The sequence below is a fragment of the Paenibacillus silviterrae genome (assembly GCF_030167925.1).
Classification (GTDB): Bacteria; Bacillota; Bacilli; order Paenibacillales; family NBRC-103111; genus Paenibacillus_G; species Paenibacillus_G silviterrae.
The window spans coordinates 432708-445381 of sequence record NZ_JASKUT010000002.1; the positions used below are offsets into that span (position 1 = coordinate 432708).

General features: G+C 50.6%; 8 protein-coding genes. 7 read left to right on the forward strand and 1 reads right to left on the reverse strand.

The window, feature by feature from the left end:
• Positions 1 to 16 precede the first annotated feature (16 nt).
• The 4 genes from QMO62_RS25565 (at position 17) to QMO62_RS25580 (ending at position 6155) form a co-directional block, all read left to right on the forward strand.
• On the forward strand, positions 17 to 1777 hold the full coding sequence (locus QMO62_RS25565) for a sensor histidine kinase (RefSeq protein WP_284645332.1): 1761 nt from the start codon (positions 17 to 19) through the stop codon (positions 1775 to 1777).
• Position 1778: 1 nt separating this feature from the next.
• Positions 1779 to 3395, forward strand: coding sequence for a response regulator transcription factor (locus QMO62_RS25570; protein ID WP_284646675.1), 1617 nt, complete (start codon positions 1779 to 1781; stop codon positions 3393 to 3395).
• Between the two features lie 20 nt (positions 3396 to 3415).
• A complete protein-coding gene (locus QMO62_RS25575; RefSeq protein ID WP_284645333.1) occupies positions 3416 to 4936 on the forward strand; it encodes an alpha-N-arabinofuranosidase in 1521 nt (506 codons plus the stop codon).
• Positions 4937 to 5042: 106 nt separating this feature from the next.
• A complete protein-coding gene (locus tag QMO62_RS25580) occupies positions 5043 to 6155 on the forward strand; it encodes an SGNH/GDSL hydrolase family protein (protein ID WP_284645334.1) in 1113 nt (370 codons plus the stop codon).
• Positions 6156 to 6517: 362 nt separating this feature from the next.
• On the opposite strand, the gene QMO62_RS25585 is transcribed toward QMO62_RS25580, so the two are convergent.
• On the reverse strand, positions 6518 to 8779 hold the full coding sequence (locus tag QMO62_RS25585; RefSeq protein ID WP_284645335.1) for a helix-turn-helix domain-containing protein: 2262 nt from the start codon (positions 8777 to 8779) through the stop codon (positions 6518 to 6520).
• 308 nt (positions 8780 to 9087) lie between these two features.
• Here QMO62_RS25585 and QMO62_RS25590 point away from each other — a divergent pair, with 308 nt between their 5' ends.
• From QMO62_RS25590 to QMO62_RS25600, 3 genes are read left to right on the forward strand one after another with little or no spacing between them, the layout of a single operon-like run.
• Entirely contained in the window at positions 9088 to 10020 is a 933-nt protein-coding gene (locus QMO62_RS25590) for an ABC transporter permease (protein ID WP_284646676.1), read from the forward strand.
• Positions 10021 to 10035: 15 nt separating this feature from the next.
• Positions 10036 to 10923, forward strand: a complete 888-nt coding sequence (locus QMO62_RS25595) for a carbohydrate ABC transporter permease (protein WP_284645336.1) — start codon at positions 10036 to 10038, stop codon at positions 10921 to 10923.
• Positions 10924 to 10963: 40 nt separating this feature from the next.
• The gene (locus tag QMO62_RS25600; RefSeq protein ID WP_284645337.1) at positions 10964 to 12598 is read left to right on the forward strand and encodes an extracellular solute-binding protein; all 1635 of its coding nucleotides are present in this window, start codon (positions 10964 to 10966) and stop codon (positions 12596 to 12598) included.
• Positions 12599 to 12674 lie beyond the last annotated feature (76 nt).

The following is a 12674-nucleotide window of genomic DNA, read 5'->3' on the forward strand; positions in this document are numbered from 1 at the left end:
AACGCGGGGGGCGCACATGTTGTTCAATCGTTTATCATTCTCCTTGCGAAATACCATATTTCTTCGACTGATCGTCACCTTTTTGCTTATTATGCTTCCCATTATTCTGCTGGGCGTCTATTTGTATCATTGGGTCGTACAGACGGCAAGTGAAGACATTTCCAAAACGGCGGTTTCTCAGATCACCTTCTATTTGACCGATCTGGGGAATGAGATCGAACGAATGAAGCTGTTGCAGTACGGTCTTCTGGAGGATGAAGATCTCAATGAGCTTGCGCTGGTGTGGGAACATATGGATACAATTAAACGCACGGAAGTAATCAACATGGTAAGGAAACGTCTCTACACCATTCAAAACAGCAGTAAGTATATCAAGAATGTGAATGCTCACATCCACCTCAATTTGAAAACCATTTCGTCCGCAGATGGGGTTTATGAGCTTGATACCGCACGTTATTCCGAGATTAGCTCTGTTTTAGGCGGCCGAAACAGACAGGTTATCGATTGGAAGGGTGGACTTTTCTTGAACGCGGCCAAGCTGGGGGGAAGCAAGGGGACCGATCCGGTGTTTATTATCGAAATCGAGCTGGATACAAAAAAGCTGCAGGAAGCGCTGGAACAATTCAACACGTATGCCGGAAGCGGGACCTTGTTATTCTCGGATAAGTCCGGCGTCATTCTTGCAAGCGGTTCCTCCCAACATTTTCAGAAAGAAACGATTTCTCTCATAGTACAAGATAATGATACTCCGGATAGCCATGACGGAATCTATGAAATCTCGGGAAGCCGATATTATACCGCTCATGCGAGCTCCGATTATCTCGATATGTCCATTTACCGATTCATTCCCGAAGAAATCATCCGGAAACCGCTTGAAAAGTTTTATATATTGGCATGGCTGTTTGCAGCCGCCGCTTTCGGGATTATTGGCGTCTATGCTTTATCTACCTACAAATTTATTCACAAACCGATGTTCACGCTTGTTAAGAGTTTTCGTCGTATGGAGAACGGAGATCTGGATGTAGTCATCGCACATGGGGCAAAGGACGAGTTCGGGTATTTATATAGCCGATTTAACCAGATGGTCACCAATCTTCGATTTTTGATCGATCAAGCCTATAAGCTGAAAATCATGACGCAACGGGCCGAACTGAAGCAGCTTCAGTCACAAATAAACCCTCATTTTCTATATAACAGTTTCTTTATTCTCAGTACGATGGCGAAGACGGGGGATGTAGAACGCATCGAGCAATTTACGAGACAGCTGGGTGAGTATTTCCAGTTTGTAACCCGCAATGCTTCGGACGAGGTCACGTTGAAACAGGAAATTCATCATGCCAGAATGTACACCGAAATTCAGGAGCTGCGCTTCTCGCGGCGGATTCGGGTACAGTTCGAGTCCCTCCCTGTGGAATTTGAGTCGGTTTTGGTCCCCCGCCTAATTGTACAGCCTATTATCGAAAACGCTTTCGAGCACAGTTTGGAGCATATGGCTTATAGCGGATTGGTTGTCGTCCGATTCGAGCGTGTTGAGACGGATATCCGCATTGTGGTCGAAGATAACGGCGATCTTCTGACAGATGAGGTACTACAGAGGATTGAGGTTTCTCTGGCAAACGAAGATGATCGGACGGAGACGACGGGTATGGTCAATATTCACAGACGCATAAAGATCATGTTCGGCGAAGGATATGGGATAGAGGCATCTAGAAGCGGCCTTGGCGGATTAAAGGTGACCACTACGTTTCCCTTCAAAGGAGGTGATGCCCGTGTATAGAATGCTGATCGTTGATGACGAAGAGATTATAACGGACGGGTTGTTTGAGATATTCAACAAGCTGGATCTCGGTCTGGATCTATATAAAGCTTACTCCGGACGGGAAGCGTTGGACTTGATGAACCGGACGAGGGTGGACATCGTGTTATCCGATATCCGTATGCCCGGTATGGACGGGCTGGAGCTCATGGAGAACATTCGGCGCAACTGGTCGCATTGCAAGATCATTTTTTTGACAGGCTTTAACGAATTTGACTACATCTATCGGGCGATTCAAACGCCGGGTGTAAGTTATCTGCTCAAGAGCGAAGGGTACGATAAGGTAATCAATGCGGTGCGTGACGCGATCAAGGAATTGGAAAACAGCCTGAGGATCAACAACTTGATTCAGAAGTCAAGGGAGAACCTGACCACGCTTGAGACACTGGCTCGAGGAAACTATTTCCAGCACCTGCTTCATGGTGCGCGCGCCGCGGATGAACTGGAAGAGGACTTTCGGAGGCTGGATATCCCCCTTGATCCGTCCTTGCCCGTCCTTGTAGCGCTTGGCGACCTGACGCACAAGGGGATCCATAATTCATTCGCCGACAGACAAGAGGCGGCACTAGCAGTCAAGTTTCTAGCGGAAACGTTCCTCGCGGAAAGAACGATAAGCCTTGGTATGATCGATCGTTACGGTGACCTCTTCTGGCTCATTCAGCCGGCTTCAGAATCCGGGATACCGAAGGAGGAAGCCTATACTCGAACCGTAAGGTTTCTGGAAGGTGAATTCGAGCTTATTCAGCAAGCCTGCACGGAATCCTTGGATCTTACAGTTGCCGTTACTCTGGGAGGCAAACCGTGTGAGTGGAAGCTGCTATCAGTCTTCTACGATAAGATGAAGCGTCAGCAGCATTTGCGAGCGGGGGACGGCGCCCAGATGGTGCAGACGGTGAACATGGAGACTTCCGAGCCGTCCTTGCCGTCAAGAGAACGATCACCGCGTGATAAAGCAGAGGCATTGACGGCATACCTGGAAGGGGGGAGGAGGGAGGAGTTTCTCAAGCTCCTGGATGAACTGATCGAGCCGGCGCTCGATGGTCGGGGAACGGGAGGGTCCTTCCTGACGGAGCTGTATTACATGATAGCACTGATCCTGTTGTCTTATATAAACCGATGGGAGCTTCATGAAAAGGTTGCTTCGGTCTGCCTCATGCAGAGTGACGGGCATGCATCCTGGCGTGAGGCGTTTGCCTTTCTGCGGCGGACGGCGGACTCGCTGTTTGCCCTCAGGCGAAGCGGGGAACGGAACAGGGCGGCAGCAGCCATTGATAAGGTCCGTTCTTACATTGAGGAGCATATGGCCGAGGATCTGTCGCTCGTACGTCTGGCGAATGTCATTCATTTCAATCCCTCGTATTTATCGCGTCTTTTTAAACAGGAGTGCGGTGTCAATCTCTCCGAGTATATTGAGGAAGTAAGAGTGGGTAAAGCCAGGGAGCTCCTCAAGCAAGACGAGTTGAAGATTTCAGACATCGGCATCCGAATCGGTTACGAGGCTCCTCATTCCTTTACCCGATTCTTCAAGAAAATGACCGGAGTAGCGCCTTTGGAATATAGGGAATCTCTGCGGAGATAAGAAAAGGAGCGTTGATTTGGATGAACGAGGGCAATGTGATCAAGAAAGACAGAGATAGTCTGAAAGCGGTTCTTAAGGCGGGCAAGGAAACAGGAACGATCAATCGCAACATTTACGGGCACTTCGCTGAGCATCTCGGCCGCTGTATTTATGAAGGCATTTGGGTAGGGGAAGATTCTGTAATCCCGAATACTAACGGAATTCGAAACGATGTATTGGAAGCGCTTAGGAACCTTGCCATCCCTGTGCTCCGTTGGCCCGGAGGATGCTTCGCGGATGAATATCACTGGAAGGACGGGATCGGGCCCCGCGAAGAACGGAAACGGATGCTGAACACCCATTGGGGCGGTGTGGTCGAGAACAACCATTTCGGAACCCACGAATTCATGATGCTTTGCGAGCTGCTCGGCTGTGAGCCATATATATGCGGGAATGTTGGCAGCGGTACGGTTCAGGAAATGTCCGAATGGGTCGAGTACATCACTTTTAACGGTGAATCCCCTATGGCTGAAGCACGCAAACGGAACGGACGTGAAGAGCCGTGGAGCCTGACCTATTTCGGCATAGGAAACGAAAGCTGGGGCTGCGGAGGCAATATGCGGGCTGAATATTATGCCGACGAGTATCGCAGGTACCAGACTTATGTACGTAATTACGGCGATAACAAAATATACAAAATTGCATGCGGGGCGCCTAACGACAGGTACGAATGGACAGAGGTCCTGATGAAGAATGCGGCATCCTACATGGACGGTCTCAGCCTGCATTATTATACGATTCCGGGTACATGGAAGAGTAAGGGATCGGCAACGGATTTTACCGAAAACGAATGGTTCGTCACGATGAAGAAAGCACTGTTTATGGAGGAGCTCATCCGAGAACACGGCGCGATTATGGATAAGTACGATCCCGATAAACGAATCGGCTTGATCGTGGACGAATGGGGTACTTGGTTTGATGTCGAGCCGGGGACGAATCCTGGATTCCTCTATCAGCAAAATGCTCTCCGCGATGCCCTTGTGGCCGGAATTCACCTACATATCTTTCATGATTTCTGTGACCGGGTGCAGATGGCCAATATTGCGCAAACCGTTAACGTCCTGCAGGCGATGGTCCTGACTGAGGGACCGAGGATGATTCTGACCCCGACGTATCATGTATTCGAGATGTTTAAGGTTCATCAGGATGCGAAGCGTCTCGATCTTGATTACAATAAGGGCGTTTACGAATGGGAAGGACAGACGATCCAGCAGATCAGTGCATCGGCCTCCAAGGATGCGTTCGGTACCATTCATATGAGCTTCTGTAATATGGATTTCCACAGCTCCGCTCATCTTGACATCCAATTAGAGGGCATTGCGGGTTATGCCGGTATTATGGGAAGAATCCTGACGGCTTCGGATCGGGGCGCGCATAATACCTTCGAGCAGCCCGAGAACGTAATCCCACAGGAGTTCCTTGACTTCGAGCTTGCGGATGAGCAGCTCTTGATAAACCTGCCGCCAATGTCTGTTGTTGTTATGACGGTTAAGGAACAATGAAGCCGATGCATTCAGTAACTGAATCCGGAGTATAGATTTATAACCAAACTTTCCTAAGTACCGTGCGTAAACTTAAATAACGTCAGCCGAAAAGGAGAAATGGCCCATGACCGGGAACAAGCAGCAAGATGTAAATGCTCTTCAGTGGGACGCCAATATGATCGTTCCAGGAGCCGCAGGGGATGGCTTGAGCTGGTATGCTGCGCTTGCGGATCCGTTTCAGGTTGCCGGATTCGCTTGGCTTGCGGCGGATCAGACGTATCGGAGGCTTCCCGTTCGGCCCGAATATCCTGTATCCGACGCCGTTGACAGCCTAGCCAACTGTACCTCGGGAGGGCAGATCCGGTTTCGGACAAACTCCAGGAGGGTGGCTGTCAGAATGCGGCTGAGCGGCACTCCGGGCATGTACCACATGCCGGCAACCGGCGAAGGCGGCGTCGACGCCTATATCGGCCTGCCGGGTAGCATGGTTTATGCCGGTACGGCCCGCTTTCCTTGGGGGCAGGATGCATATGAAAGCGAGGTTTACACCGGAACGGACGAGGAGCTTCGTCAATTTACCTTGAACCTTCCCTTGTATAAAGGGGTGAAGGAGCTGTGGATCGGGCTGGAGGACGGGGCAGCGGTTACAGTGCCCATCCCATACGAATCGCCAAAGCGGATCATTTTCTATGGCACCTCCATTACACAGGGAGGGTGTGCTACACGCCCCGGAATGAGCTATACGAACTTGTTAAGCCGCAGAATCAATCTGGAGTGTATCAATTTGGGGTTTTCCGGTAACGGAAAAGGGGAGCCGGAGCTGGCTCGGTTGATTTCTGCCATCGCAGACCCGGCCTGCCTTGTGCTGGATTATGAAGCCAATTGCGATACGGAGCGCTACTGCCGTACACTTCCTGAGTTTATAAGCATTTACAGGGAAGCTCATCCGTCGGTTCCTCTGATTGTTGCTTCCAGGATTGTGCACGGGGGAGAAGTACATAGGCCCGAATTACGCAAAAACCGCTTGGAGCGGCTGCATTACCAAAGGGAGCTTGTCCGGAAGCTGCAGGAAGCGGGGGATACGCAGCTGTTCTTCCTTGACGGCTCCGATTTATTGGGAGAGGAGCCCGCAGAGGCCACAGTGGATGGAGTGCACCCTACCGATCTGGGCTTTATGCTGATGGCGAACGGGCTCGAGCCGGTGCTGCGAAATGTACTTTCGAAAGGCGGTCTATGACCGTCTTTTTTGTCACTTCTGTGAAAGGGCTTCTCCAAAAAGTAAAAGTATGGGATGGGGTACCCTCTGATGATGGTTAGGCCTCTCCAACCCTTTTTCAAGATTGGTTTGGTGTCGCCTGTGGGAAGGCCGTCACGAGTTAGGCAAGGGATGCAATGCTGCTATAGTGCAGAAATCCACGAACCGAAACGAAGTTCAGAGCGGGATTTGTGAGAATAGGCATCTTCGCGGGAGTGCAATGGCTGAAGACGAGGCAAATGAATGCACTTCTGTAAGTGGGCTTCGATAGAAGCTTTCTTATTTAACCAGCGGCAATCTCGGTGTTAGTCTTTCTCCGGATTGCCGCTCTCTTATTATACCCCCTACTGAATCGGTTCCCCTTCCCTTAGAAGGGTGTGCTGCTTCCGGTACTCTCCAGGGGCCATACCCGTCAGCTTCTTGAACATCCGGTTGAAAGAAGTCACGTTGCGATATCCGATTTGCAGCCCGATATCGTTCATATTCAAATCCGTCTCGACCAGCAGCTGTTTGGCTTTGCGTACCCGGACCTGGTTGATATGATCGCTAAAATTCATGCCGGTCTTCTCTTTAATATACACCGACAAGTAAGCCGCGGACATATTCAGCTTATCAGCCAGCAAATCGAGCGAGATATCCTCCGCATAGCGGTTCTCCACGCTGTTCATGATGAATTCGAGCGTATCGTCCTTATCGGCCTTGAAGCGGTTCACAATGGCCGCGCATTCCGAGAAGAGCATACGATAAAACTCCTTAAATTGCTGAACCGAATAGCAATCCTTCAATTGCCGGTTCAGCTCCTCCTGTAATGCCGCCATGTCCTCGTGGTAGCCGAATGATCCTTGGACCCTGCATACTCGCTCCACCATTCCCTCTCCGATCCTGCGGTACTGCTGTAAGGAAGCGTCCTTCTTGGCCATTTGGTCGAGCACCCGTTCGATAAGCAGCATGCAGGCCCGCTCATTGCCCGCAAGCAGCGCTGCATTCAGCTCCTGCTCCTGAGACGGGGTTAACAGGAACAGCCCGGAGCCGTTATGGAGCGTGGTAATCAGCTGCGTTTCCTCAACCGGTCTTGCTTGCTCTAGCATTTGAAGAACGATACGATATGCCTCATTGAAGCCGGAGGAATGGCGATAAACCGGACTAACGGCAATCGTTACAAGCAAGTACTGGCGATCGCGGTCCAAGATTTGCTTCAGCTGAGCGAGCGCGGAATCGAGTACATGGGGATTTTCACCCATCGTGACGAAGGACAAAATCTGATTATTCTCGATCTGAAACGTATGGGACGACGGAAACCGTTCAGACATCAGCACCCGGATATATTCACGAATATAATAGGCCGCCTTCTCCGGAACGATGGCAGGCTCGCCGCCGGCCGGCGCGCTGCGAAACTGAAGCTGATACATAATAATAACGTAGGGCTGGTCCGTCGCCAGGACATCCTTCCAATCGTTAATATCCGAATTGATTGCCTTCAGCTTGTTGATGTAGCCGTAGCTTGTCAATAACGAATTTTTGCTCAGCATCTCCGTATGAATTTCCTCCTTCTCACGGATCAGCTCGTGCATCTCCCGGTGGATCAGATCGAATTCGTGGATGGCGTTGTCCACACTTCCCGGATTGCGGTGCAGAATGGACGCTACGATCTGCTTCAAAGGACGGTTGATGCCGCGGCTTAGCAGCCAGGATACGGTAATGCCGATAGCGACAGAGATGGCCAGAATAATGTACATCGTCATATTCAGCTTCGATACTTGGGACGAAATGTAGGAATAGGGTACAGCCGTAACGAAGGTCAGCTGAGCTTCCTTATCCTTCACGGCAAAATAGTAGAAACCGTTCTTCAGCTGATAATCCTCATTCCGATCGAAAAAGGGCAAGCCTTCCGTCGATATTTCTTGAGACGAACGGTACAGCAGGCTGCCGTCCGGATTCAAAATCATAAATCGGGGGTCCTTCTCCTGACTATGAAAGGCCTTAAGCATTTTGGCGGCATCCAGCAGGGCGATGACCCGGTAATTTTTACCGGGCATCTGGAAGGAGATCGGGAGCAGCTGCGTATTCTGATCCGAATTTAGGCCGGTTACACGGAATACCTCCGCCGGATGAAGCAAGTAGATGCCGGATTGCTGCGACAGCTTGCTCCAATAATCAGCGGTATAGACCGGACTTTGATAAAACCGGGAAAAAAACAGGTCCGAATCGCTCGTGCCTTCCTTCTCAATGACAAACGCCGGACGGGTAAAAAGGATGATCAGGTTATCCAAATAAAACATCGGGTTGTAGGCATGGGAACGTACCTCCTTGAGGGGCTCCCCGGCCAGCCAATAATTCGTTTCCGCATCCGGCCTGGAGACAAGCTGACGGTTGAAGGCTACGAGCTTCTCCTCATGGTAAAGGCTGAAAAGAAGCGTCTTGATCCGTGTGAAATGTGTCTGGTAGCGGTCGGCTGTATTTCTCAAGCTTAGCTGGTTATGCTGAATGATTTCCGTTTGGATTCTATCCGTAAAAAACTGAAACGAAATCATATGAAAGGATACAAACAACAAAATGATGGTTAAGAAGCTAAGAAAGATTTTTACGAATAGTGACTGACGCTTCATTAGAGTCCACATTATTGCCTGATTCTCCTTTAAATAAGGGGTATTGTATGTAAGCGGACGGATAAACGGGTTTCTACCTATATTACACGATGGGCTCCCGATACGGAATTATCATTTTCTTTTATCCTTATCCATTTCTTATATAACCAACTTCCCGCTAGGGAACAAAGAATAAGTCAATTGCCGCAGAGCGCCTGGCGGAATATGATCGAATCACAACCGAAACCAACTAGGACTGAAGCAAAGGCAGGTGAACGAATGTTTTGAAAACGTCTGAAGCGGCATCTATAGAAACAGCCGGTCGTGTGATGGCACAGACGAAGCGGAAAGGTGCGCTGGTGTCCCTCGGGAAGCGCATGAGACGCAATTGGCAGCTTTATCTGCTTATCTCTCCGGTGCTGGTGTTTTTCTTGGTATTTGAATATGTACCGATGTACGGAGTGCAAATTGCGTTCAAAAATTTCATTGCTACCAAAGGAATATGGGGGAGTCCCTGGGTCGGGTTCCGGCATTTCGAACGTTTTTTTGAAAGCTACTACTTTTGGCGGCTGATGAAAAACACGCTGGGTATCGGGATCTACCAATTGGTTGTAGGGTTTCCGATTCCGATATTGCTGGCGCTGATGCTCAATGAAGTCCGTTCGAAGAAATTCAGCCGTTTCGTACAGACGGTGACGTATGCTCCCCATTTTCTATCGACGGTCGTTATGGTAGGGTTAATCATGATCTTTCTCTCACCGGAGACCGGATTGCTCAACCGAGTGGTGACGATGTTCAGGGGAGAACCGATTCCCTTCATGACGGATCCCGCGTGGTTCAAGACGGTATATGTCCTGTCAGGCGTCTGGCAGCAGATGGGATGGAGCTCGATCATCTATTTGGCGGCGCTTGCCGGAATCGATCCTCAGCTTCATGAAGCGGCGCGTGTAGACGGCGCCAGCCGTTGGCAGCGAATCTGGCATGTGAATTTGCCGGGCATTATGCCGACCATTATCATCTTATTGATTTTACAGGTCGGATCGATTGTAGGCGTCGGCTTCGAGAAGGTATTCCTGATGCAAAATCCGCTCAATATGTCGGCCTCCGACGTTATCTCTACGAATGTATATCGCAGCGGTATCATCGGGGCGCAGTACAGCTATTCGGCGGCTGTCGGTTTGTTCAATTCCGTAATCAATTTCATCATGCTGGTGACGGTTAACCGTATTGCCCGTAAGGTCAATGAAACCAGTCTATGGTAAGGAGGGAGGAGCTTTATGGGACTGCTGCAAAGCCGGGGAGATCTGTGGCTTGAGCGTAGTATTCTCGCTGTTCTCTCGGTCATCACCGTCATCGTTCTGTATCCGCTGTTATTCGTCCTGGTCGCGTCGGTAAGCAGTCCGGAAGCGGTCATGCGGGGCGAGGTGTGGCTGTGGCCCAAGCAGCTGACTTGGGTCGGCTACGAGAAGGTGTTCGAGAACAAGGATGTCCTGACAGGTTATATGAACACGATTCTCTATACGGTAGTAGGTACGGCAGTGAATCTTGTCATGACCATAGCGGCGGCCTATCCGCTGTCGCGTAAGGATTTTGACGGCAGGAATGTCATTACGGCCCTGATTGTGTTTACCATGTTTTTCAGCGGCGGAATGATCCCGACCTATCTGCTCGTGAAGCAGTTAGGCATGCTGAACAGCTTCTGGGCGTTGATCATTCCAAGTGCGGTCTCCGTGTGGAACATCATGATTATGCGGACTTTTTTCCAAACGGGGATTCCTTACGAAATGCAGGAGGCGGCTGCGATGGACGGCTGCTCCAATTTCAAAACGCTGACGCGCATCGTGCTTCCGCTTTCGCTGCCGATTTTGGCGGTCATGGTCCTATTTTACAGCGTTGGCCACTGGAATTCGTATTTCAGCGCGATGATTTATTTAAACGATCGCGATAAGTACCCGCTGCAGCTGTTTCTGCGGGAAATCCTAGTACAGGGGCAGATGAACGAAATGATTGGTGTGGGTGACGATACGCTGTTAAAGACCATGATGGATGCGGAGGCCGTGAAATACGCCATCGTGATCGTGGCCAACCTGCCGATATTGACCCTCTACCCGTTTCTCCAGAAGTACTTTGTCAAAGGCGTTATGATCGGTGCGATTAAAGGCTGAGATTCCGATATTTTGCAAATATGATCAGGAGGGTTTGTCTATGAAAAAGCGTAAATGGGCGGCAGCTACTCTGGCTGTTACCATGTCGACAGGCTTGCTTGCTGCGTGCAGCAGCGGAGCCGAAACACCGGCGGCAGAAGGCCAAGGAGCGAAGAAGGAGGAGGTTGCGGGCTTGAACAGCACCGGCTTTCCGATTGCGAAGGAGCCGCTCACACTCACCTTCTTTACAGGTAAGGCGGCAACCAACGGCAATAACTTCGAGGAAACGCTCGTTTGGAAGGAATACGCCAAGAAGAGCAACATCAAGGTAAATTTTCAGCTGGTTCCTTTCGAGAATTTAACGGAGAAGCGGAACCTGGCTTTGGCGAGCGGAGACTATCCAGATGCTTTCTACTCCGCAAGGGTGAGTGCCGCCGACCTGATGAAATACGGAGCTCAGGGCACCTTCGTAAAACTCAATGATTATATCGATAAGTACGCACCGAATTTCAAAAAGCTGCTTGATAAGTATCCCGACCTACGCAAAGGTTTGACCATGCCGGACGGGGGGATCTATTCCTTCCCATCCTTCTATGATCCGGGCTTCCTGCCGATGCTGATCGGTACGCCTCTTTGGATTAAGCAGGATTTCCTGACCAAGCTGAACATGAAGGAGCCGACCACAACCGAGGAATTCTATCAATATTTGAAGGCCGTCAAAGAAAAGGATCCGAACGGCAACGGCCAGGCGGATGAGGTGCCTTATGCGGGCGGCGGCATTAACCCGTTGATCGAGCAGCTTCGCGGGGCGTGGGGCTTCGGGAATCGCGGACTCGGCCATAAATTCGTCGATATGAATCCTGCCAAGCAAGGGGAGCTCCGCTTCTTCCGTACCGATCCGAAGTACAAGGAAGTGATCGAGTATGTTCGCAAGCTCTATGCCGAAGGGCTGATCGATAAGGAGATCTTCACGGTGAAGACCAGCGCGCTCTACGCGAAGGGACAAACCGGGGTGTTCGGAGCGACGATCAACCCGAACCCGACGACACAGATGAATCAGACAGGGTACGTAGGTCTCGGGGCACTGAAAGGGCCGCATGGCGATCAGCTCTATACGCATCTGAAGGTGCCGATGGTATGGCCGGGCGCCTTCGTCATCACGGATAAGAACAAGCATGTAGAAGCTACGATCCGTTGGATCGACTATTTCTACGGCGATGAAGGGGCTACCTTCTACTTCATGGGCTTGAAGGGCCAAACCTATAAGGAAACGGCGGACGGCAAGCTGGAGTTTGTGGAAGAAATCACGAAGAACCCAAGCGGCTTAACGATGGACCAGGCGCTGGCGAAGTACATTACTTGGCTGGGCGGCAGTTACCCCGGCTATGTGCAGGAGAAGTACTTTAAGGGCTCGGAGACGCTGCCGGAATCGGTCGCCGCAGGTAAGAAGGCGGAGCCGCATGCGCTGAAGGAAATCTGGAATGCATTTAACTTTACGGAGGAGGAGACGGAATTCATGTCTTCCGTTGGCTCCGATATTCATACCTACATCGGGGAGATGGAGGCGAAGTTCATTACCGGTGCCGAACCTATGTCCGAATGGAATAAGTATGTGGATACCGTAAAGAAGATGGGAATGGATCAGTATATGAAGATTTACAAGCAAGCGTACGACAGATACAGCAAGAGCAAGTAGTGACAGGGGGGCGGCTTTGCTTGCAAAGCCGCCTTCCCAGTTTAGAGCGCGTATGCCCGGAGAAGGGAGTTGTAGG

Bases quoted from the DNA above. Each gene is read 5' to 3' on its own strand.
- QMO62_RS25565 (WP_284645332.1), top strand. From the start codon at position 17: ATGTTGTTCAATCGTTTATCATTCTCCTTGCGAAATACCATATTTCTT.
- QMO62_RS25570 (WP_284646675.1), top strand. From the start codon at position 1,779: ATGCTGATCGTTGATGACGAAGAGATTATAACGGACGGGTTGTTTGAG.
- QMO62_RS25575 (WP_284645333.1), top strand. From the start codon at position 3,416: ATGAACGAGGGCAATGTGATCAAGAAAGACAGAGATAGTCTGAAAGCG.
- QMO62_RS25580 (WP_284645334.1), top strand. From the start codon at position 5,043: ATGACCGGGAACAAGCAGCAAGATGTAAATGCTCTTCAGTGGGACGCC.
- QMO62_RS25585 (WP_284645335.1), bottom strand. From the start codon at position 8,779: ATGAAGCGTCAGTCACTATTCGTAAAAATCTTTCTTAGCTTCTTAACC.
- QMO62_RS25590 (WP_284646676.1), top strand. From the start codon at position 9,088: ATGGCACAGACGAAGCGGAAAGGTGCGCTGGTGTCCCTCGGGAAGCGC.
- QMO62_RS25595 (WP_284645336.1), top strand. From the start codon at position 10,036: ATGGGACTGCTGCAAAGCCGGGGAGATCTGTGGCTTGAGCGTAGTATT.
- QMO62_RS25600 (WP_284645337.1), top strand. From the start codon at position 10,964: ATGAAAAAGCGTAAATGGGCGGCAGCTACTCTGGCTGTTACCATGTCG.